Source organism: Micromonospora sp. NPDC000316 (assembly GCF_042898885.1).
Lineage (GTDB): Bacteria > Actinomycetota > Actinomycetes > Mycobacteriales > Micromonosporaceae > Micromonospora.
The window spans coordinates 80,487-102,437 of sequence record NZ_JBIAZG010000007.1; the positions used below are offsets into that span (position 1 = coordinate 80,487).

A 21,951-nucleotide genomic window follows, 5' to 3' on the forward strand; every position below is an offset into this window, starting at 1 on the left:
TCCGTTACCTCTCCTTGGCCTGCGAGCCGAGCTGCACGTCGTGCCAACCCGGGTTCAGCTGAAGGTCCTGCTTGCGGATCTGTCCGGTTCGGTCGCGCCAGCAGAGGGTGACCTTCACCGGCCCGGTGACGTCGGTGCCGAGCCCGATGTGCACCTCGTTGCTGCGCTTGCCGGAGTGCCCGCCGCCGCCGTCGACCTTGGAGACGAGCGTGCGGCCGTCGGGCGTGGTGACGGTGACCTGGGCGCCGACTGCCGGCGAGCCGCGGCCGGCCGAATCGGCGGACTCGTGGGTCAGCCGCAGGCCGAGGAAGGCGCCCGCGTTCGGGCTGGTGTTGCGATAGAAGATCGGCTCCGCCCACTGTCGGGCGACCGCCAGGTCGAGCCGGCCGTCCCCGTCGGAGTCGCCGGTGGCCAGCCCTCGGGTCGGCACCGGGATGTCCAGCCCCAACTCGGGTGCGATGTTGACGTATCGACCGTCCTCGCCCCGAACGAAGAAGTGCAGTCGCTGGTTGCCGCCGACGTCGTCACCGGCGCGCACGTTCGGCCACCACGCCGGGTGGCGGACCAGCGTGTCGTTTGTGGTGGCCAACTCCTGGAGCTGGGGCCAGCGGTTCACCTCACCCCGGACGAAGCCCGTGGCCTGGGCGATGGCGAGCCGGCCGCCGTTGTCGAAGTCGCCCATCTTGATGTCCCAGCCCCAGCCCGACCAGGCCAGGCCGAGGTCGGCGCTGCGGTCGTAGAACGGGGCGTTGCCACTGCTGAAGCTGGTCTTGACCTCCGCGTGGTCCTTGGCGGAGTTGATGAACGCGTAGTTGCTCTCGTGGATGCCGAACGGCGTGGTGATGTTGCTGACGAACAGGTCGTACAGGCCGTCGCCGTCGATGTCGCCGAAGTCGGCGCCCATCCCCTTGAACGAGTCCTTGCCCAGCACCTTCGACTTCGGGACTGTCGCGCTGCGTACCCCGTCGACAAGGGCGAACTCGATGTTGCCAGGCGTGGATCGGTTGTAGAGCAACCGGTCGGGGCCGAAGTCGTGGGCCAGGTACAGCTCGGGCAGCAGGTCGCCGTCGATGTCGGCGGCGGAGGCGCCGAGGGCCCAGCCCTTCGAGACGTCCCGGGGGATCACGTTGTTCACCAGTTGGAAGGCGGCGGTCGGCTCGGTGCCCGCCGCGCCGCTGGTCCACCGGAAGACGTAGTCCTCGCCGCCGTTGATGCCGTTGGACATCGAGTCGTTCATCTCGACCCCGCCCTTGACGGTGTCGTCGAGGACCGGGCTGTGCGGGAAGTAGTTGCCGATGTAGATGTCGACGTGGCCGTCACCGTCGAAGTCGTCGATCGCCACGGCGTTCGTGTTCCACAGCGGGCCGTTGTACTCACCCGCGCCGACACCCGGCACCAGCTCGACCGGGCGGTAGGCGGTGGTCCCGAGGGCGAGCGGCCCGCCCCGGGCCAGGAAGAGGATCGGCGTACGGCCCCAGTAGTAGACCAGCAGGTCCATCCGGCCGTCCTCGTTGAAGTCACCAGGCGCGCAGCCCATCGGCGCGGTGATCCGACTGATCGGCAGCGGCGCGGCGTCCAGCGCGAACGGCTGGTACCGCTGCTCGCCCTTGCCGGGTGTCGGGGTGACGATGGTCTGGTCGGTGCGGGGATCGGTGAGGCAGAGGTCGTTGGCCAGGCCGTCGCCGTCCAGGTCGTTCATGGCGATGCCGGCACCCACTGAGGAGATCCAGGCGTCGATGTGGGTGTAGGACTTGTTCACCTTGCGGATCGACTGTTGTACGGCTCCGGAGGGAAGCGCGATGCCCATGGGCTCGAACGCGTACCGGGACGACAGGTCCGTCCGCTCCGCCGCGGACGAGCTGGGCAACCGGACGGCGAAGAACATTCCGACCACGAGTGTGAGGCCGATGATCCCGGCCAGCTGCCGGCGCAGCAAGCCAAACGTCGCTGACATGAACTCAAGACCTCCCGTTTGGTGACGGAACTCGTCGGAGTGACGCCACCGCGCGTCGCGGTGGCGTACCGGCCCGGGCCGGTCGGTTCACGGGCCGCCCGGCTCTTGCTGTCTCGCCGGGCGGCCGCCCGACCGGAGGCGGTCGACGTGCGACCGGGCCGGCGACCGGGGGGACCCGGACGGGGCTCGGCGCTGTCGCTCGCCCTGCGGGGGGCGTGTGAGCAGATCCTCACAGGACGCCCGAACGCGGGCTACTCGAAAATTGCTGTGCCGTGCCGTTCCTAGAATTGATGACACATTCAGATAATGTGTCCCAGAGGGCGGGACAGGGTTTTATATAAAGACCTACACGGGCACCGGCAATAGCTTTTTGGAATTACTCCACAGAAGCGTGCACAGTCCTGTCGAAATGCCGACGGATGCTGGCCCGCCATATCTCGTACGGCGGGGTCGGCCCCCCGTCGTCTGCCCCCGGCGCGGTGTCGTCGGCCAGAGCGACGGCCGCCTGCACCGACAGGTCGGTCAGGGCCGCTGCGGCCACCGCCGAGTGCGGGGGCACGAAGCCCGCGTGCACCCGCGCCCGCATGGCGAACACGCTGCCCAGCGCCAGCTCCGGCGCGTACCGGCCGGCACGGCGGCGCAGGGTCTCCAGGTCCGCCGCACCGCACCCGCCGGCGAAGGTGGCGGCCAGCCCGACGCCGCTGTAGAGGTCCGCCCGGCGCTCCGGGGCGAAGCGGCACACGGCGGCGTCCACGTCGTCCACCCGGGCGCCGTGGATGAACCACAGGGCCCGACCGATCCCCTGGTCCACCGCCCGGCCGAAGTAGTCCGGCCGACCCTGCCAGGCGTACGGGGCGGGAACGCTCTGCCCGTCGACCCACTTGCCGGCGTCGAAGTAGGCCAAGTCGAAGCCGTAACCGTCCACGGCCAGCCAGGTCATCGTCGGATGGAACGGGCCCGGCTCCAGGTCGGGCACCACCTTGCGCCACAGCGGCCGGGGCAGCCGCGCCATCGCGAAGCCGATGCCGATGTAGGCCAGGAAGAGGTGCGGCGCCCCCGGGCCGCGCAACAGCTCACGGGTACGTCGCCGACGGCCGCTCCCCATCGCGTCCAGCACTGTGAAGGCCATCGCGACGCCCTCGTACGCGAAGCCACGCATGCCCTCGTCGACCAGCTCGACCCGGTGCTGCACCTCGGTGAGGTCCCGGGCGTCGATGCCCCACTCGAAGCCACACACGACGGACCGGGGAATGGCCTCCAGCCGCGCGGTGGCGGGCGTCGGCGGCCCGGGGAAGCCTCGGCGGGCGAAGCTGACCTCGCTCAGCGCGGGTGCCAGCGCGAGCCTGCGCAACGAGCCCAGAACGGTGGACATATTTCCTCCCGGACGGAGTCGGACAGGACGGACGCCCGCCGCCGGCGGTGTGCCGGCGGCGGGCGGGGGTCACGACGGCTGCGGTGGCGGAGCAGGGTCGAGTGGAACCCAGGCCACCACCCGCCGGGCTGCGGTCATGCTGGCCCAGGAGGTCAACTCGACGAGCGCGCGATCGTCGGCTCCGCCGGCACGCACGCCGGCCACCACCTCGTCGTCGACCTGGTAGGCCGCGAACGCGGTGAGCAGCGCGAGTCGGCCCGCGGGCCGGTCGGCGGCGGGCAGGTCACCTACCGCGTCGCCGACCCACGCTCGGCTGAGCCCGGTCGGCTGGCCGTCCCAACTGTCGAGCCGGGCGGTGACCAGCTCCCGTACCGATTCCGGCACCGATCGACGCCCGGCGGCGTCGACAGCCGCGCCGCTCCGGGCGAGCGCGTCGGCCAGGATCGGGTGACCGGCGGTCCAGCCGAGGTCCGGTGGCGGCGGCGCGGACGGCAGCAGCTCCAGCGCGGCGCCGGCCGGTCGGTCGCCCCGCGCACCCCGGGCCATCAATCGGCCGAACACCTTGCGTACGCCGCCCCGGAGCGCCCCCGGCACCGCGGGCGGGATCGGCGAGGGTTCGAGGAAGATGTTCACCATTCGGTTGAGGTACTGGAAGGCAAATGCCACCCCGAGCAGTTCGACGGCCTCGTCGCGGTCGACCGGAGGCGCGACCTGCCCGGCCGACGTCCGTGCCGTGCCGGCCCGTGCCCAGTCGGCCACGCGGGCCAGCCGGGCGTCGGCCGGCGCGTCGCCCGCCGGTCGGAGCAGGCCGTCGAGCGTCGCCGAGTGCACCTCCACGCAGTACGGGCAGGAGTTGACCGCCGACACGGCAGCCGCCACCGTCTCGCGGGTGGCGCGGTCCACCCGGCCGGCGGCGACAAGGGTCTCGCGCAGCGTCACCCAGCACGCGGCCAGCACCTGCGGCGCGGGCGAGTGCAGGCTGACCGGTGGGGCGAGCATGCCGAAGTCCCGCTCCACCTGCTGGTAGACCGCGGCCACCCGTCCGTCGGCCCGTTCGACAGGCACCGGGGTGACCCGGCGCACGTGCGCCCGGGAGGGGCGGCGGGCCACACGGGCGTACAGACCGCTCACCGCCGCCGCGTTCCGCTCACCAGGGGCAGCATCGCGTCGCGGCTGCTTGTGGCCCCGTCCGGCGCGGGGGCGCCGTAGCGGACGTTCACGCCGCGGGCGCGGGCCGCCTCGACGATGCCCGGCACTGCCCGCTCGGCAAGCGCGGCGATGGTCATCGCGGGGTTCACGGTCAGTCCGGCGGGCACCGCGGAGCCGTCGGTGACGAAGATGCCGGGGTGGTCGCGCAGCTCGTGCCGGTCGTCGAGCGCCGAGGTCGCCGGGTCGTCGCCGATCCGGCAGGACGCCAGCGGGTGCACCGTGTACGCGCCGACCACGTCGTTGGTCCACGGCATCACCCGGGCCAGCCCGTCGCGTTCGAGGATGTCGCGCACCTCGGCGTCCGAGAGGGCCCACCCGCGCAGCGTGTTCTCGGTCGGGTCGTAGCGCAGCGAACCCCGTCCGAGCATCTGCTGCGACAACCGCATCGAGTTGCCGGTGGACGGCGGCGTGCCGAACACGCCCTCGTTGTCGTCCTCGCTCATCGTGAAGACGGTCAGCCAGGACTGCCAGCTGCGCAGCAGTTCCTTCTTCTCCGCACCGAACCAGGAAGGCCCGACGGCGTCGGGCACCTGGGCGAGGATGGTGCCGAAGCCCGGCGGGAAGTACAGCTGTTCCAGGGAGTACCTCTCGTACTCGGGCAGGGACCCGTCGAGCCGGTCCCAGGTGGCCACGGACGGGCCCTTGCCGATCTGGTACGCCTCGTAGGGCACGCCGTCGGGCCGGGTCAGGCCGAGCACGTCGCGGACGCGGTCCTCGTTGAGGATCGCCGTGTTGAGCCGTTCGCCGTTGCCGGAGAAGTACCGCCCGACGGCGTGCGGCATGGCACCGAGGGTCGGCTCGGACCGCTGGAGGATGACCGGGGTGGCCCCGGCGCCGGCGGCCAGAATCACGATCTTGGCGTCGATCGTGCCCGCGCCCACCTCGACCCGGTAGTCGACGTCGTCGAGGACGTTGTAGTGCACCCGGTAGCCGCCGTCGTCGGTGCGGGACAGGTGCTGCACCTCGTGCAGCGGCCGGATCTGCGCGCCGTGCGCCACAGCGGCCGGCAGGTAGTTGAGCAGCAGGGACCGCTTGGCGTCGAACCGGCAGCCGGACATCATCCAGTTGCAGTTCGTGCACTTGGCCGCGTCGAGCGCCACCGGCACCGCGTTCGCCGTACGTCCGGCGTGGTGGCAGGCCGCACCGAACAGCCCGCCGGAGAACGGCACGGTGTCCCAGGTCGTCTGGGTGACGGGCAACGCCTCGGCGACCCGGTCGTACCACGGCTCAAGGGATTCCCGGGAGATCGCGGCCGGCCACATCCGGTGGTCGAAGCGCCCCCTGCGGTCGAAGACGAACCGGGGCGCGCGGGGCATCGCGGCGAAGTAGACAACGCTGCCGCCGCCCACGCAGTTGCCGCTGAGCACGCTCATCCCGTCGCCGATGACGAAGTCGAAGATCCGGGTCGACGACGTACCGAACTTGAAGTCGTGCTGGAAGTCCTCACCGGACAGCCACGGGCCGCGCTCCAACACGACCACCCGCGCGCCACCGGCAGCGAGGTGGTACGCCGTGATGGCGCCGCCGAAGCCACTGCCGATCACCAGGACGTCGGTGCTCTCGGAACTCGTCATGCGGGGCTCCCGGAGGGGGTCGTGTCGGGGTGGGGCTGGGCCAACTGTCGGCCGTAGCTGTAGGTGGGAAACCGCCACAGCCCGTCGGCGTCCGGCGGGCGGAAGCCCATCGTCGTCAGGCCCGCGTGTCCGGCGACGAGCGCCTCGACGGTGTTGGTGTGCGCCCCGGCGTCGAAGGCGATGGTGCTGAACATGGCGAGGCTGGTCCACGCCTCCCGCTCCGGGTGCGCCCGGTCGGTCAGCCGCTGCACGAGCAGCACCCGGTCCGGATAGTCGAGCGAGACGAACGGCGGGACCTCTGGATCCAGTGCGATCCCGACCCCCGCCGCGTACTCCCGGGCGTGCTCGTTGAGACCGTCGGCCAGCATGTCCAACGCCGGCGCCATGCCCCCCTCGACGGAGCGGAGCACCTCCAGCGCACCGGAGGCCACCGCGCCGCCGCCCTGCGAGACCCCGGCCACGGCCCGGTCCCCTGGCCATCGCCGCTCACCGGGCAGAATCGTGTCGGCATACGCTTCCAGCGACATCGTCCGTGCCTGCGCTGTCTCGGTTTCCCTGGGCACGGGCATCACCTCCGACGATCGATTGAATTGACAGGAAACGCGTTGCAGGCATGCGTCCGCGCAATGTCCGGTCGCCCGCGAGAAACGCTGCGGCATTCCCCCGTCATGACGCAATCCAATGGTCTAGGTGTGCCGCTGCGCCCGCATCTCGCGCTTTGCTGTGCACGTCGACAAATAACGCAACCGGGAGGACGCGCGACGACATTCGCGGCGCAGCGGATAACCGCCGCACAACTGGATGCGCGACGGCCATCCGGGCGGTCGATCAGCCGGCCGCGGCAACCGCGACGGACAGCTCCGCCGGCGTGCCGCGCAGACCCGCCACGCAGGTGGCCACCCGCCAGGTGCCGGCGGTGAGCAACACCCAGCGGTCCGGGGTGTGCCTGTCGTACGTGAGCGGCGTGACAGCCGTGATCCCGACCTTGTGCAGCGACTCCACTGCCGACCAGACACGTGTCGCCGCCGTGGACAACGACTCCCCCGTCTCGGCGGCGATCAGCTCGGCCAGGGCGAGGTGCCCGCCGAGCAGTTGGCGCCACTCGTCGCGCGAACGCGGCGCGACGGCTTCGAGGTCACAGCCGACAGGCGTGTGCGCGGCCACCGCCAGGGTGTGCGCCGCGCCGTGCGCCGCCGACACCCAGCGTCCACCACCGACCTCGGGCCGCCCGTCGGGCCGGTAGCGGACGGTGGCGTGCGGGCCGAGCAGCCGGGACACGGCAAGGGCGGTGTGCTCCCGGCGCCGCTCGCGGTGCAGGCCCGGTTCGAGCACCGTGGCGGCGTCGACGCCGACCAGCTCGGCGAGCCTGCGGTCCAGGTACGGCCCGAGGACGTGCGCGGGCCACGGGCCGGGCGGCCGGGCGCCTGACACCAGCCGCAGCCGCAGCCCGGTCCAGCGTTCGACGACCCGCCCTCCGGCGAGCATCTCCAGGTCGAACCGGTGCACGTCGCGGTCCCGATCCCGGCGGACCGCATACAGCGTCACCTGCTCGTACGGGCCGGCGCCGGCAAGCCAGATCCGGTCCACACCGAGCGGTCGCAGCGTCGCGTCGGGGGCCAACCCGTGCAGGGCGTGCAGGATCGCGTCGCGCAGGCCCGGGTCACCGAGGAGCAGCGGCTCGGGCGGAGCCGCCCCGAACCACCACGTCGCGCCGGCTCCGGCGAGTTCGGCCACGCAGCCGGAGGCGGTGATCTCGCGGTACCGCAGCACGCGACGCAGCCGGCCGTCGGAGCGGAGCGGAACCTCGTGCACCTCACCCGCGGGTTCGGGCCACTGCGGCGTCGACTCGACGCGCCGCGCGGGGGGCACCGGCAGGGCGGCGGGGACGGGCACGGTGGCCGCCCGGTGCCGCATGACAGGTACCGGGTCGGACACCCTTGCGGCGCCGCGGTGCCGCAGCCGGGCGCGGACGTGCTCCACCTGCCCTCCCGGACAGGCGCTGTGCAACGTCACAGTGGCCGTGCTCGCCTGCGGGCCGGCCAGCGCGGTCAGCCGCAGCTCGACGGCGCGGTCGCGGGGCACCACGAGCGGCTCGCCGAACTCGACCGCCTCGAACACCGGAGGTCCGGCGTGCCCGGTCAGCGCCGTCCAGCCCTGAGCGAGCGCCTCAAGGGCGCACGCGGCCGGGAGCACCAGCGGGGCGTCGCCGCCCGGGTCGTCGAGGTATGGGTCCTCCCCCGGCCCCAGCGTCGCCGAGGTCACCAGCAGCCGACCCGGCTCGTGGACGAGCACCGAGGTGGTGAAGCGCGCGGCCGGTGCCGCCGCACCTGATGCCGTACGAGGCCCCGTCGTGATCCGCTCCACCGTGCCACCTTCCCGACTGGTCCACCTGTCAGGCGAAGTGCGCCTGGATCCGTTGACGCCAGATCTCGTACGCCGGCACGGCTCCGTCCGCGGGGAGGGCGTCGCGCTCCCGTTCGGTGAGCGTCGCCGCCTCCTGCGGGGTGCAGCCGCAGAAGACACCTGTTGCGAGGTGCGTGTGCTCGGTGGCCAGGCCGGCGTGCAGTCGCGCCTGCGCGGCGAATGTCGCGCCCTGGGCCAACTGCGGCCGGTACCGGCCGGCGTGGACGTACAGCTTCTTGAGCTCGTCGGGGTCGGCGCCGCCGGCGTAGGTCGCGGCCAGGCCCATGCCACTCCACAGGTCACCGTGGCGGGACTCGTCGAAGCGGCTGATCAGCTCGGCCGCGACGTCGGGGTCGGCGCCTGCGACGAACCAACTGGCCCGCCCGATGCCCTGGTCGATGGCGTGCGCGGGGTAGTCGCCGGGCACGTCCGAGGGCCAGGCCACGGCCTTGATCTCCTGGCGGCGCACGAAGCGGTCGGTCTCGAAGTAGGCGCGGTGGAAGCCGAGGCCGTCGAGCACCAGCCACCGCAGCAGCGGGTCCGGCGCCTGGACGGCGCGCCAGCGCCACCGGGGCAGTTTGGCGTACGCCCAGCCGATCCCGACGTAGGCCATGTAGACGTGCGGCGCTCCGAAGCCGGTCAGGAAGCGGCCGGTGCGGTCGCCGCCGAGGGCGACACCGTCCAGGATGGCGTATCCCATGGCGGCGCCCTCGTAGGCGAATCCGCGGAACTGCCGCTCGATCAGCTCCAGACGCTCGATGTCGGCGTCGTCGCGGGCCTCGACCGCGGCCCGGAAGCCGGTGAGGAAGCTGGCGCCGACGGACTCCAGCCGGCGGCGGGTGGCCTCGTCCTTGACGTGGAACCCCCGCCGACTCATCGTCGTCTCGGCGGTGTCCGGCGTCATGAGGTTTGCGCGGAGGGTGCGCCACATGCCTGCCATCGGCTCTCCCCACGGAAGACGGACGCCTGTGGCGTCCGTGTCCTTGTCCGGTGAACCCGGATGAGCCGAGGCTAGGGGCAGCGGGGGGCGATCGCCTACTTCCTGGTTGCTCTGCGCGATCTCCTGATCACTGTAAATCACGGCCCGTATTGATGACACCGACACACCGGCCGGTAATCGCCGGTCGAGGGCTGGTCGAGTGACGGCACAAACAGAGAAGAAATACTGTCGCCGACTGGGGCACACTCGGAAAGTCTATTCGACGTAGATCATGCGCCACAGGACTTGCCGACGTATTGAGCTCAGCTTTACTGACCTCTCGCGACGGTCGCAGCAGTTTCCGTACCCACGTCACGCATCGATGCACACAAATTGGTAAATGTGCGGACAGTCGGTCGGAACACCGTGTCGCGGACCGTCGAACAGGCACCCGCCCCGTGACGACTATCAGGAAGAGGGTACGACGTGACCCAGGCACCCGACGTGATCGCCGATCTCACCGCGGAGAGCGAGGCCCTCGACGCCCTGGTCTCGGAGCTGGACGCGGACCGGTGGGACACCCCCACCCCGGCGCCCGGCTGGGCGATCCGACACCAGATCGCCCACCTGGCCGCGACCTTCCGACTCGCCGGCCTGGCCGCCGCGCAGCCTGCCATGTTCCAGCAGGTGACCTCCCGACTCAGCGACGACTTCGACGCCAACGTGGCGGCCGCCATGGCGGAGTTCGTCGTCGAGCCGCCCGCGGTCCTGCTGTCCCGTTGGCGCGCCGAGCGGGCCACGGCCGAGAAGGCGCTGGCCGCGGTGCCGCCTGGTCAGCCGGTGCCGTGGCTGGTGCGCGCACTGCCGGCGCCGGTGCTCGCGGCGGCCGGGATGATGGAGGTCTTCGGGCACGGCCAGGACGTCGCGGACGCCCTGGGCGTACGCCGCACCCCCACCGACCGACTCGGCCACCTGGTCGCGTTCGCCGTCCGGACCTGGGACTTCGGGTACCTGGCGCGCGGGCTGACGCCGCCGGACGCCGAGTTCCGGTTCGAAATCACCGCGCCCTCGGGTGCGACCTGGACGTTCGGTCCGGAGGACGCCGAGCAGCGGATCAGCGGCCCGGCCGAGGACTTCTGCCTGCTCACCACCCGCCGCCGGCACCGCGACGACCTGGCCCTGCGCGCGGTCGGCAGCGAGGCCGACCGCTGGCTGGACATCGCCCAGGCGTACCGGGGACCGGCCGGCTCCGGACGGGCGCCGGGTCAGTTCGCCCGAACCCGACAGCCATAGCACCCGGTTGACATGGATTTCACCCGACACAGCGTCGGAAATCCGTCCGGCACCATTGCGTCCCATTGACGGGACGACGGAACGCCCCATTTCCACCAGCCCGACCAGGTCGCCAACCGACAAACCGGATCGAACGGTCCGACATTGCCCGGCAACACATACCAATGTCATCGCATACGGGGCAAGCGTCCATTTTCGTCGCCCCTGGCCAGTCTCCTAACGAAACTGTATCTCCACCTGGGAAAATAGGTGTATTGATTGCCGGTCCGGTGCCGGCTAACATAAGCCCACCGTCGCCAACCATTTCCCTATGTCTATCCCTGTCGGTTCTTAGACCCGCAATTGCCGCCGGCTTAACAACCCGGCGGCACGCGGAACGCGTATCGCCACACGCTAGAGCTGACAGGTCGAGTCACCGCCACGAAATCCTGCGTCACACGCGTACCAACCATCGGATTGGGGGATGCGATGGAAGACTCTATCCAGAGAGCCGTCGGTCGAGTAATCAGGTCAATTCGGGAGGATCTTGCCGAAGAGCACACCGTGGACGGCATGGCCAGGACCGCGATGTTCAGCAAGTTCCACTTCACCCGGATCTTCCAACGGACCACAGGCATCTCTCCGGGGCGCTTCCTCATGGTCATGCGGCTGCACCGCGCCAAACAACTCCTGCTGTCCACCTCGTTGAGCGTCACCGAGATCACCCATGAGGTCGGCTACGCCAGTGTGGGCACCTTCAGTTCCCGGTTCAGCAGCAGCGTCGGTGTCTCGCCGAGCACCTTCCGCAGACTGGGCGGGGTGACACCGCAGGTTGCCGTCGACCTACGACCGACTGCCCAGCCTCCGGTCGCCGCGATCCGCGGCACCGTGCACGCTCCCGAATCCGACCACGACACGGAGCGCACCGTCTTCATCGGACTCTTCCGCGACCCCGTGCCACTCGGGCGACCGGCGAGCTGCACCGTCCTCGAACGCCCCGGCCCCTACCGGTTGGAGAGCCCACCGCCGGGTCAGTGGTATGTCCTCGCCTACTCCAGGCTCCGTGAGGAGCAGAACTACTGGTCGCCGACGCGCCCCACCTTCGAGGACCAGGACGCCCTCATCGGCGCGCACGGTCCGCTCACCATCTGCCGGCGTCCGGGTTCGACAGAGGTCGACCTGCACCTACGACGCATGACGCCGCTCGACCCGCCGATCCTGCTGGCCCTTCCCATCCGCTGACCCGGCACGCCGCCGGTAGCCGCCCGACACCGTCGGCCAGGGCTGCTCAGCCACGGCCGACTCGGGAAAGCCCCGTCGCCGTACGACCTCACCCGCGCGGAGCGTCTGCGCCGAGCGCGTCAGCCGACACTCGCTGACCGACGATCCGCCCGACGTCGAGTCGTACCACGGCCAGGGCCGAAACCTCGCGGTCGACGACGCCCGCAGCCGTCGCCCACACCCGTTGGGCAGCCGGGGACCGTCGCGGCCCGCGACAGTGGCCCGGTCCGTCCGTAACTCCGTTGGAGCGGCGGTGACCGTCGCGGCCAACCTGCCGGAGATCGGCTCGACGAGGGCGTCGACGATAGGTGTGGAACATGCACGACAACCACCTCCACGATCGCCGTTTGTTGTGATGTGCTCGCTGTCGTGGGACTCCGGCCGTCAGGGTCGTGCGAGGGAGGCTCTGCTGCTATCTTCATTGCCCAACGTCAGTTTTTAATCCGCACTGAGTGGTTGTAGGCAGCGCCGCGTCAGCGGCAGCCCGGGGACTCGCCCAGACACACCCCCGGTCGTGGCACCTCGGGTCTGTCGTAGCCGTGGCCCGCCGTGGGCAGGTCAGACCCGCGGCACGTCTGCCGCTCACGGATGCGGCTAGCTCCCGCACCACGGGGAAACCAAGGGGCTGGATGGTGGACAACTTCAGTGGACCGTCGCCATCGGCGGTGCGGCTCGGCAGACGTCAACGGTTGGCCCTCGGCGCGCTCGGCGCCTCGTTCCTGATGGTGACAGTAGACAGCACCATCGTCTATGTCGCTATCCCGAGCATCCAACGTGGACTCGGCCTGTCCACGGGGACAGTGCAGTGGGTCATGTCCGCGTTCCTGATCAGCTTCGGCGGCATGCTGTTGCTCAGCACCCGCTTCGCCGACATGTTCGGCCGCCGACGGCTCTTCACCGCAGGCCTGGCGCTGGTGACCGCCGCCTCGCTGCTGTCGGCCGTGGCCTGGTCCGGCGGTGTGCTGATCGCGGCCCGTGTCCTACAGGGCGTCGGCGCGGCGCTTGTCGCGACGACCGCGCTGCCGCTGCTCGCGCTCTCCCTCGGCAACGGGCCGGCCCGGTCCCGCGCGCTCGGTCTGTGGACCCTGATCGGGGCCTTCGGCGGCACCTCCGGGCTGCTGCTGGGCGGGGTGCTCACCGACGGGCCCGGCTGGCGCTGGGTGTTCCTGCTGAACGTGCCAGTGGGTATCGCCGCCGCGCTCCTCGTCCCACTCCTACCCGCCGACAGGTGCGCTCCCTCGGGACGTCCGCTGGACGTGGTCGGCGCGGCGATCCTGGTCAGCGCCCTCGCCCTGTTCGGTTGGACGATCGTCGGCGCGTTCACCCCCAACGGCTCTGCCGTCGCCGACCTGCTGCGGTTGGCCGGCGCGATCATGCTGCTCCTGCTCTTCCTGACCGTCGAGTCACGAGCCGCCCGTCCGCTGGTACGCCCCGGACTGCTGCGATCCCGCACCCGACTTGCCGGCCTCGTCGTGCTGTTCGCCGCCGGCACGATCGTCGACGGCGTGTTGCTGCTTATCGCCCTCTACAGCCAGGAGTCGTTGGGTTTCTCCGCGAGCCGCTTCGGCATCCTGATGGTCGCGCTGACCCTGCCATCGGTCATCGGCTCGTACGCCGGTCAGGCCGTGGCACTGCGGCACGGGCTGCGGACGGTCGCCATGGTCGGCATGGCCATGGTGTGTGCCGGCCTGCTGGCGCTGACAATGGTCCCTGGCCCACTGGCCGCCGGGCACATCCTCAGCGTGCTGCCGGTCATCGGCGTGGGCACGGGAGCCGCCTTCGTGGCCGCGCAGATCGCCGTGACCCTCGGCGCCACCGACGCCGACTCGCCCACCACCTCGGGCCTGACCGACGCCTCGTTCAGCATGGGTGGGGCCATCGGGCTCGCCATCGTGTCGGCCGTTCTCGTCGCGCACCAGACGGCGGCCGGAGCACCGGCGGCACCGGAGCGGGTGGCGGACGGCCTGCACACCGCGTTCGCCGTCGCCGCCGGCCTTGCCGTGGTCGGGGCGCTGGCGGCGCTGCTGCTCCGACACGGTGGCAGCCATCCGGCCCGACGGGTGGACGCGTGAGATGCGGCAATTCCCACAGCTCCCCCGGCCGAAGGGGCACTACGATAACTCAATGTCTCGACGCGGGTACGGACAGGACTGCTCTATCGCACGCGCTCTCGAGATCGTCGGCGAGCGCTGGACGCTACTCATCATCCGCAACGCGATGGTGGGCGACTGCCGCTTCGACTCGTTCCTCAGCGACCTGGGGATGGCGCGCAATGTCCTCGCCCAACGCCTCAACACCCTCGTCGAGGCGGGCATCTTCGAGCGGGTGCCCTACAAGCACCGTCCACTGCGGCACGAATACCGGCTGACTCCCCGGGGCCGGGAGCTGGCGCCGGTGCTGACCGCGCTGATGCAGTGGGGCGACAAGCACAGCGCCGGGACCGGGCCACCGGAGCGGGAGAGCGTCCACACCACCTGCGGCCACCCCGTCGAGCTGGTGATGGTCTGCGCGTCGTGCGACGGGCCGATCCCCGTGGGTGAGGTGACCACCCGGCCGACCACATCGTCGCCCACCGTGCCGGTGCCCCGCACCACAGTGGACGACGCGCCTCCGGCGGCTCTCGTGTCGGTCCCGCCCGCCGGCTCCTGACCCCGCGCTGACGGCGCGACGAGCCGCGCAGAGAAGCGGCATCGGAGCACGTCGGCATCGACCGGGAGGGCACCTCCGGAGACGTCGGCGACGCGTCCCGGGGCGGAGAATTGTGGGACGCATCCGCCGAGGAGGTCGCCCCCGTGGTCCTGTCCGCCGCTCCGGCACCTCTGGCCCACCATCAGCTCCTGGTGTTCCTCGCCGCCATCACCGTCCTGCTGCTGCTCGCACGTCTGCTCGGCGCGCTCGCCGAACGACTCGGCATGCCCGCAGTGGTCGGCGAGCTGCTCACCGGCGTCATTCTGGGCCCGTCCCTGCTGGGGCACCTCGTCCCGGGGATCACCGGATGGCTGCTACCCGACGACTCGGCGCAGATGCACCTGCTGGACGCCGTCGCGCAGCTCGGCCTCCTGCTGCTCGTCGGCGTCACCGGAACCCACGTCGACCTGACGGTGGTGCGCCGCCACCGGCGGGCGGCCACCGCCGTGGCCGTCTGTGGGCTGCTGATCCCGCTCGCTCTGGGCATCGGCCTGGGTCTGCTGATCCCGGCCTCGGTGTCGGACACACCTGACGCGCAGCGGTGGACGTTCGCGCTCCTCGTCGGGGTGGCGATCTGCGTCTCCGCCGTACCCGTTATCGCCAAGACGCTCTCGGACATGCGTCTGCTGCACCGCGACATCGGTCAGCTCACCCTCGCCGTCAGCGTCATCGACGACGTGGTCGGGTGGCTCCTGCTCTCACTCGTGGCCGCCGCCGCGACGGTTGGCCTGACCGCCGGTACCGTCGGCCTCGCCATCGGGCATCTGATCGGGTTCGTGGCGTTCGCGGCCACCGTCGGCCGCGTCCTGGTCCGCCGCGTCATGGAACGCGCGGCCCGCTCGGGCGACTCCGGTTCGGCGGTGGCCTCGGCCGTCATCATCGTGCTCGTCGGCGCGGTCATCACACACTCGCTGGGCATGGAGGCGCTCTTCGGCGCGCTTATCGCGGGGATCCTCATCGCCACCACCCGGTCGGCCCAGGTGCTCCTCGCGCCGCTGCGGGCGATTGTGCTGTCGGTCCTGGCGCCGATCTTCCTCGCCACCGCCGGCCTGCGGATGGATCTCACCGCGCTGGTGGAGCCAGCCGTGCTGCTGACCGGGCTCGCCATGCTGGTCGTGGCAGTCGTCGGCAAGTTCACCGGGGCGTTCCTCGGCGCGTGGATCGGCCGGCTCGACCGATGGTCGGCGGTGGCCCTCGGCGCGGGGATCAACGCCCGCGGTGTCATCCAGGTGATCGTCGCGCTCACCGGCCTGCGCCTCGGCGTCCTGAACACCGCCATGTACACGGTCGTCGTCCTTGTCGCCATCGTCACCTCGCTGATGACACCACCGCTGATGCGGTACGCCACCAGGCAGATGGCCGAGGGCGAGGAGGAGCGGCTGCGCCTGCTCGAACACGACACCTGGCGGGGCCGAAGTCCGGTGGCGGCGGCACCGCCCGCCGCGACCGACGGGTCCCCGCCCTCCTGAACCCCTTCCGGAGTACGGCGGCAGCCGCCGGGCTGCCACGTCACCGCGTCACCGCGTCGCCGGGTCGCCGGGTCGCCGGGTCGCCGGGTCGCCGGGGAGAGCACGATCGGAGAAACGCCCCCGACGGGCCGGGTGGGAGCATTGTCGCGCGGCGGTCTCGCCGCCCCACACGGGCAGTCGTCTGAGCGGAGGCGTCGTCCGACTGGGCCCACCGCGCACGGGCGGAAAGGGTTGACGACCATGGCGCACATTGATCTCGGTGTCGACGAGAAGCAGTTTCCCGGCATCACCGGCCCCATGCGATACCGCCCGGAGACGGCGAAGCCGCTCAACGAACTGGCCGAGGTGCTGCTGCGCGCACCGCACTCGCTCCCGGCCGGCGAGCGGGAACTGATCGCCGCGTACGTCTCCGGGCGCAACGAGTGCACCTTCTGCTGCGCATCACACTCGGCGTTCGCCGCGGCGCAACTCGACGAGGGCATGACGCTTGTCGACCAGGTGCGCGCCGACCTCGACAACGCCCCGATCTCGGCCAAGCTGCGGGCACTGCTGCGCATCGCCGGCGCCGTCCAGATCAGCGGCCGCAACGTCACCACCGAGCTGGTCGCCGACGCCCGCGCCGAGGGCGCCACCGACCTGGAGATCCACGACACCGTCCTGATCGCGGCGGCGTTCTGCATGTTCAACAGGTACGTCGACGGTCTCGGCACGTTCGCGCCCGTCGGTCCGGACGCCTACGCCGAGACCACGCGTCGAATCATCGAGGTCGGATACGGATCGGCGATCCCCGCGTAGCCCGCCGCCACCCCGGTCAGCTGAGCCCCAGCACTGATCGGCGTTCCCGCGCAGCCCAGCCCTCAGGCGGGCAGGGGTCAGGAGGTCGCGGCGGACCGCTTGGTGGGGTCGGCCGCGGTGGTGCCCCGCGTGGGGCGGCGAGTCAGGACCTGGGGGCCGGAAGCCGTGATGGCTACCGTGTGTTCGGAGTGGGCGGTGCGGGAGCCGTCGGCGGAGCGGATCGTCCAGCCGTCCTCGTCAAACTTGATCTTGTTGGTGGAGCGGCAGAGCCAGGGCTCGATGGCGATGGTGAGGCCGGGGTCGAGTTTCAGGCCACGACGGGGGCGGCCGTCGTTGGAGACGTGCGGGGCCTCGTGCATGGTGCGGCCGATGCCGTGGCCGCCGAACTCGGCGTTGACGCCGTAGCCGTAGGAGCGGGCGACCTCGCCGATCGCCGCGGAGATGTCGCCGAGGCGGCCACCGGGCTGGGCGGCGGCGATGCCTGCCTCCAGTGCGACCTCGGTGGCCTCGATCAGCTTCTCGTCGGCCGGGTCGGGGGTGCCGACGATTACCGACAGCGCGGAGTCGGCGACCCACCCGTCGATGCCGACCGCCATGTCGATGCTGAGCAGGTCACCGTCTCGCAGGACGTAGTCGTGCGGAAGGCCGTGCAGCACCGCGTCGTTCACCGACAGGCACAACACGTTGCGGAAGGGGCCCCGACCGAACGACGGGGCGTAGTCCCAGTAGCAGGATTCGGCGCCGCGTTCGGCGATCCGGCGGCGGGCGTGGTGTTCGAGGTCCATCAGGTTGACGCCGACCGCGGCGACGCCGCTCAGCTCGGCAAGCAGCTCGCCGACGAACTGGCCGGCCACCGACATCCGGCGGATCTCCTCGGCGGACTTGAGCTCGATCACGACAGCCTCCCTCTCCGTTAGCGGTATTTTTATACCACGCCAGTTCGGCGGCGCACCGGAAGGACTATCCTGCAGGCATGGTTCGCCAACCCCTCACCGCCGAACAGATCGCCGCGGGTCAGCGCCTCGGAGCCGCCCTCCGGACCGCGCGGGGCGGCCGCAGCCTCGTCGAGGTGGCGTTGGCAGCCGGCATCTCCCCCGAGACGCTGCGCAAGATCGAGGCGGGCCGCCTTCCCGCGCCGGCGTTCGGCACCGTGGTGTGCCTCAGCCAGGCCCTCGACGTCCCGCTCGCCGAGCTGGCTGACATCTGGATGGCCGACATGCCCATCGGCCAGTCGTCCTGGAGGCCTGCCGCCCAGGTGCTCCGCTAGGAGCGGGCCCCGGAGCTCAGCTTCCGGCGGAGCCCCGGATACGCTCTCAGGACTCAGCCGAGGGTGGCCGCACCCGGGCGACGCCCCGGTCGAGGACGACCCGGCCGGCGCCGTCCACGACCTGGAAGGCAGCGCCGTGGCGGTGGCGCCAGACGCGGATCGTCAGGGTGTCACCCGGATACACGGGTGCGGTGAAGCGCGCGTCGACGCGACGCAGCCGAGCCGGGTCCGATCCGGCCACCGTGTGCAGCAGCGCACGCCCCGCGTAGCCGTACGTGCAGAGCCCGTGCAGCAGCGGCCGGGGCAGACCGGCACGTGCGGCGACCGTCGGATCGCTGTGCAGCGGATTCCGGTCACCGCTGAGCCGGTAGAGCAGGGCCTGGTCGGCGGGCACCGGGTAGCGGATCTCGTGGTCGGGCGGCCCGGTGGGGGCCAGCCAGGCGGGCGCGGGTGCACGGTCGTCGCCGAAGCCGCCGGCGCCGATGACGAAGAAGCCGGCGACGGCGGTGGCGAGCGGGCGGCCCTGGACGTCACGGATCCGGGAGACGACGCGGACCAGGGCGCCGCTGCCCTGGTCGTACACGGCGGTGACGGCGGCGGAGACGCGGGCCGTACCGGCGGAGGGCAGTTCGCGGTGCAGCCACAGGGACTGTTCGGCGTGGCGGACGGCCGCCGGGTCGCCGAGCGGGGGCGGATCGGCGGCGAGCAGGGCCGCGAACGTCGGTAGGACCGCGTGTGGGTGGCCGGCGGAGTTCTCGGTGGTGAAACGCAACTCGGCGGCGGGGTCGCGCTGCCCGGCGCCGACGCCGAGGGCGTAGAGCAACGCGTCGCCGCTGATCCACCGCCGCTCGGCGGTGTGCCGCCAGCGGCGTAGCGCGTCGGGGCAGAAACGGTCATCGGGCACTTCGGGGCCCGCGCTGGGGGTCATGAGCAACCTCGATCGTGAGGGGGATTGTGTCCAACCGCTGGTCAGCGGGCCGTGATCCCTTGACGGTGTGCGCGGCAGCACAGTACCGTCCCACATTGAGCAACACGGACCACCATATGAGCCAGTCGGAGACTGAGGTAGCCATGAAGATGCGAACGTTGCGGGTAGCGGCCGCGGCTCTGCTGATAACGGTCTCCGGCGCCGCGTGCGCCGAGAACCAGACGGTCGACGAGGCCGGTGGCGCCGCCACCGGACCGTCCGCCAATGTCACCTTCGGGGTGGGCGTCGACCCGGCGTACTCCCCCATCTACCTGGCCGACCAGGACAAGCTCTTCGCCGCGGCCGGCGTCAACGTGACGGTGACCCAGTTCCAGGAGGGCACCGGCGGCCTGGACGCGATCCTGGCCAAGCAGGGCCAGGTGACCGCCAGCACCGAGTCCAGCCTGCTCAACCGGGCCACCCGTGGCGACATCAAGGGCCTGGCCGTCTTCTCCCAGTCGCCCAGCTTCATCAAGCTCGTCGCCCGCTCCGGCATCAACGACGTCGCTGCCATCAAGAAGTACGGCGTCGTGCCCGGCACCGTCAACGAGTACGCCACCAACAAGGTCCTCGCGGCCAAGGGCATCAGCCGTGACGCCGTCGAGTTCGTCAAGGCCTCCCCCGCCGAGATGCCGGCGCTGCTGCAGCGCGGCGACGTCGACGGCTACATCATGTGGGAGCCGTGGCCGTCGCGCGGTGTGGCGAACGGCGGCAAGGTGCTGCTCACCAGCGGCGACATCGGCTACGTCTACAACCTCGTGATCGGCGTCGACGGCGCCTGGTACGAGGCGAACAAGGACGCCGCCAAGAAGGTCGTCGACACCGTCGGCAAGGCGTGCGAGCAGCTCACCGCCGACGCCGCCAAGGCCGGCGCGGTCACCGAGAAGGCGATCAAGGTCCCGGCGGCCGAGGCCCAGAACCTCCTGCAGGGCGTGGAGTGCAAGGTCCGCGACTTCACCGACGAGGACCTCCAGCGCTACACCGAGATCGCCAAGTTCCAGCAGGACAGCAAGATCGTGGAGAAGGCCGCTGACCCTGCGACGGTGATGGTCAGGGGCGTGGCGTGACGCCCCACGGCACGCGTACGGCGTCCCCGACCGGCCGGTCGTCCTCGACCGGCCGGGGCGGGGACCCCGTCTCCCTACGCGACGTCGACATCCGCTTCGGCGATTTCGACGCGGTGCGTGGCGCGACACTCGACATCGCGGCGGGCGAGTTCATCTGCCTGCTCGGGCCCTCCGGCTGCGGCAAGTCCACCCTGCTCAACGCGGTCGCCGGGTTCGTCACCCCGGCCAGCGGCGAGGTTTCCTGCGGCGGCGCTCCGGTCACCGGGCCGGACGTGGCGCGCGGCGTGGTGTTCCAGAGCGCGGAGGCGCTGTTCCCCTGGCTGACCGTCCGGCAGAACGTCGCGTTCGGCCCCCGGATGCGGAACATGCCGAAGGCGAAGCGCACCGCCGTCGAGGACCGCTACCTGGCGATGGTCGGGCTCAGCCACAGCGCCGACCGGTTCCCCAGCCAGCTCTCCGGCGGCATGCGGCAGCGGGCGCAGCTCGCCCGCGTGCTCGCCAACGAGCCCTCCGTCATCCTCATGGACGAGCCGTTCGGGGCGCTGGACGCCCAGACCCGGCTGGTCATGCAGGTCGAGCTGGACCGGATCTGGCGCGACACCGGCGCCACCATCCTGTTCGTCACCCACGACATCGGCGAGGCGATCCTGCTCAGCGACCGCATCGTCACCATGACCGCCGGCCCCGCCGCCGCCATCAAGAACGTGTACCCGTGCGACCTGCCCCGGCCGCGTGACCTCACCGACCCGGCCAGCGCCGCCCTGTTCCGGCAGCTGCGCGAGGACATCGGCGAGGAGGTGGCCCGGACCCTGCGGGCCCAGGGGCTCGACGACGGGCACGACGGCCGGCCGACCAGCGACCAGAAAGGGGCGGGACGATGACCGTCGACGTGCGTACGGACCCGGCGCCCACCCCCGTCGGACCGCGCCACCCGGCACGCCGGCGAACCATGCGACCCCAGCTGACCCGGGTCGGGCTGTCGGTGCTCTCGGTGGCCCTCGGCATCGCCGTCTGGGACCTGGTGAGCCGCAACTACACGGCGTTCTTCCTGCCGTCGCCGATGCTGACCTGGAACGGCGCGGTCGACCTGATCCGCGACGGCACCCTGTGGGCCTCGATCAGCGCCTCGTCGACCCGCATCCTGACCGGCTGGGCGCTCGGCGTCGTGATCGGCGTGCCGGTGGGGCTGCTCATGGGGTGCATCCCCTGGCTGCGACTGATGCTCGACCCGTACATCCAGTTCTTCCGGTTCGTGCCACCGATCGCCTTCGTCACGCTGGCGATCATCTGGCTCGGCCCGGGCGAGGCGTCCAAGGTCGCGCTGATCTTCTACACCACCGTCTTCATCGTCGCGCTCAACACCCTGGCCGGGGTGCTGGCCGTCGACGATCTGCGACTGCGGGCGGCCCGCGCCCTGGGCGCCTCGCCGCTGCAGAGCCTCGTGTCGGTGGTGCTGCCGTCCACAGTGCCGCACGTCGTCACCGGCGCTCGGCTCGCCATGGGCAACTCGTTCCTGACGATCGTCTCCGCGGAGATCGTCGCGGCGCAGAGCGGGCTGGGTTCGCTGATCTGGACCGCCCGCAACTACGCCAAGACCGAGTGGGTCTTCGTGGGCATCCTCGCCCTCGGCCTGCTCGGCTACCTCTTCGACTGGATCTTGCGGACCGTCACGCGTACCACGCTGCGCCGCTACGGCGTCACCTTCTGACGGTCC

Annotated in this window: 19 protein-coding genes; 10 read left to right on the forward strand and 9 right to left on the reverse strand. The window is 71.2% G+C overall.

Features of this window, described 5'->3' with window-relative positions; translation table 11 throughout:
* Positions 1-4 precede the first annotated feature (4 nt).
* The 7 genes from ACFY2Q_RS16795 to ACFY2Q_RS16825 all read right to left on the reverse strand — a co-directional run bounded on the left by ACFY2Q_RS16795 (position 5) and on the right by ACFY2Q_RS16825 (position 9,452).
* Positions 5-1,954 carry a CRTAC1 family protein gene (locus ACFY2Q_RS16795; protein WP_387131069.1) on the reverse strand — a complete coding sequence of 650 codons (1,950 nt, stop codon included), beginning with the start codon at positions 1,952-1,954 and terminating at the stop codon, positions 5-7.
* A 376-nt stretch (positions 1,955-2,330) separates the two neighbouring features.
* Positions 2,331-3,326 (reverse strand): DUF1702 family protein, encoded by a 996-nt coding sequence (locus ACFY2Q_RS16800; protein ID WP_387131072.1) that lies wholly within the window; start codon positions 3,324-3,326, stop codon positions 2,331-2,333.
* Between the two features lie 69 nt (positions 3,327-3,395).
* The gene (locus tag ACFY2Q_RS16805) at positions 3,396-4,457 is read right to left on the reverse strand and encodes a carboxymuconolactone decarboxylase family protein (RefSeq protein ID WP_387131075.1); all 1,062 of its coding nucleotides are present in this window, start codon (positions 4,455-4,457) and stop codon (positions 3,396-3,398) included.
* On the reverse strand, positions 4,454-6,109 hold the full coding sequence (locus tag ACFY2Q_RS16810; RefSeq protein ID WP_387131076.1) for an FAD-dependent oxidoreductase: 1,656 nt from the start codon (positions 6,107-6,109) through the stop codon (positions 4,454-4,456). Before ACFY2Q_RS16810 ends, ACFY2Q_RS16805 begins: the two co-directional genes overlap by 4 nt.
* Positions 6,106-6,636 (reverse strand): DUF5987 family protein, encoded by a 531-nt coding sequence (locus ACFY2Q_RS16815; protein WP_387131078.1) that lies wholly within the window; start codon positions 6,634-6,636, stop codon positions 6,106-6,108. The genes ACFY2Q_RS16810 and ACFY2Q_RS16815 overlap by 4 nt, the downstream gene beginning before the upstream one ends.
* A 301-nt stretch (positions 6,637-6,937) precedes the next feature.
* Positions 6,938-8,473 carry a polyketide synthase dehydratase domain-containing protein gene (locus ACFY2Q_RS16820; protein ID WP_387131081.1) on the reverse strand — a complete coding sequence of 512 codons (1,536 nt, stop codon included), beginning with the start codon at positions 8,471-8,473 and terminating at the stop codon, positions 6,938-6,940.
* A 28-nt stretch (positions 8,474-8,501) separates the two neighbouring features.
* Entirely contained in the window at positions 8,502-9,452 is a 951-nt protein-coding gene (locus tag ACFY2Q_RS16825) for a DUF1702 family protein (protein ID WP_387131084.1), read from the reverse strand.
* Positions 9,453-9,917: 465 nt separating this feature from the next.
* Between ACFY2Q_RS16825 and ACFY2Q_RS16830 the strand changes: the two genes are divergently transcribed.
* From ACFY2Q_RS16830 to ACFY2Q_RS16855, 6 genes are all read left to right on the forward strand, one after another.
* A complete protein-coding gene (locus tag ACFY2Q_RS16830) occupies positions 9,918-10,724 on the forward strand; it encodes a TIGR03084 family metal-binding protein (RefSeq protein ID WP_387131086.1) in 807 nt (268 codons plus the stop codon).
* Between the two features lie 468 nt (positions 10,725-11,192).
* Positions 11,193-11,945 (forward strand): helix-turn-helix domain-containing protein, encoded by a 753-nt coding sequence (locus ACFY2Q_RS16835; protein ID WP_387131087.1) that lies wholly within the window; start codon positions 11,193-11,195, stop codon positions 11,943-11,945.
* A gap of 668 nt (positions 11,946-12,613) precedes the next feature.
* Positions 12,614-14,056, forward strand: a complete 1,443-nt coding sequence (locus ACFY2Q_RS16840) for an MFS transporter (RefSeq protein WP_387131089.1) — start codon at positions 12,614-12,616, stop codon at positions 14,054-14,056.
* Positions 14,057-14,108: 52 nt separating this feature from the next.
* The gene (locus ACFY2Q_RS16845) at positions 14,109-14,633 is read left to right on the forward strand and encodes a winged helix-turn-helix transcriptional regulator (RefSeq protein WP_387131091.1); all 525 of its coding nucleotides are present in this window, start codon (positions 14,109-14,111) and stop codon (positions 14,631-14,633) included.
* Positions 14,634-14,743: 110 nt separating this feature from the next.
* Positions 14,744-16,141: a cation:proton antiporter gene (locus ACFY2Q_RS16850; protein WP_387131092.1), complete on the forward strand. Its 1,398-nt coding sequence runs from the start codon at positions 14,744-14,746 to the stop codon at positions 16,139-16,141.
* Positions 16,142-16,381: 240 nt separating this feature from the next.
* Positions 16,382-16,936 carry a carboxymuconolactone decarboxylase family protein gene (locus ACFY2Q_RS16855; protein ID WP_387131094.1) on the forward strand — a complete coding sequence of 185 codons (555 nt, stop codon included), beginning with the start codon at positions 16,382-16,384 and terminating at the stop codon, positions 16,934-16,936.
* 77 nt (positions 16,937-17,013) lie between these two features.
* On the opposite strand, the gene map is transcribed toward ACFY2Q_RS16855, so the two are convergent.
* The gene (gene map / locus ACFY2Q_RS16860; RefSeq protein ID WP_387131096.1) at positions 17,014-17,832 is read right to left on the reverse strand and encodes a type I methionyl aminopeptidase; all 819 of its coding nucleotides are present in this window, start codon (positions 17,830-17,832) and stop codon (positions 17,014-17,016) included.
* Between the two features lie 77 nt (positions 17,833-17,909).
* Here map and ACFY2Q_RS16865 point away from each other — a divergent pair, with 77 nt between their 5' ends.
* Entirely contained in the window at positions 17,910-18,203 is a 294-nt protein-coding gene (locus tag ACFY2Q_RS16865; protein WP_387131098.1) for a helix-turn-helix domain-containing protein, read from the forward strand.
* 46 nt (positions 18,204-18,249) lie between these two features.
* On the opposite strand, the gene ACFY2Q_RS16870 is transcribed toward ACFY2Q_RS16865, so the two are convergent.
* Positions 18,250-19,131 (reverse strand): MaoC/PaaZ C-terminal domain-containing protein, encoded by an 882-nt coding sequence (locus ACFY2Q_RS16870; protein WP_387131099.1) that lies wholly within the window; start codon positions 19,129-19,131, stop codon positions 18,250-18,252.
* 143 nt (positions 19,132-19,274) lie between these two features.
* Here ACFY2Q_RS16870 and ACFY2Q_RS16875 point away from each other — a divergent pair, with 143 nt between their 5' ends.
* The 3 genes from ACFY2Q_RS16875 (at position 19,275) to ACFY2Q_RS16885 (ending at position 21,945) form a co-directional block, all read left to right on the forward strand.
* The gene (locus tag ACFY2Q_RS16875) at positions 19,275-20,237 is read left to right on the forward strand and encodes an ABC transporter substrate-binding protein (protein WP_387131101.1); all 963 of its coding nucleotides are present in this window, start codon (positions 19,275-19,277) and stop codon (positions 20,235-20,237) included.
* Entirely contained in the window at positions 20,234-21,118 is an 885-nt protein-coding gene (locus tag ACFY2Q_RS16880) for an ABC transporter ATP-binding protein (RefSeq protein WP_387131103.1), read from the forward strand. The genes ACFY2Q_RS16875 and ACFY2Q_RS16880 overlap by 4 nt, the downstream gene beginning before the upstream one ends.
* A gap of 68 nt (positions 21,119-21,186) precedes the next feature.
* Positions 21,187-21,945, forward strand: coding sequence for an ABC transporter permease (locus tag ACFY2Q_RS16885; protein WP_356999342.1), 759 nt, complete (start codon positions 21,187-21,189; stop codon positions 21,943-21,945).
* Positions 21,946-21,951 lie beyond the last annotated feature (6 nt).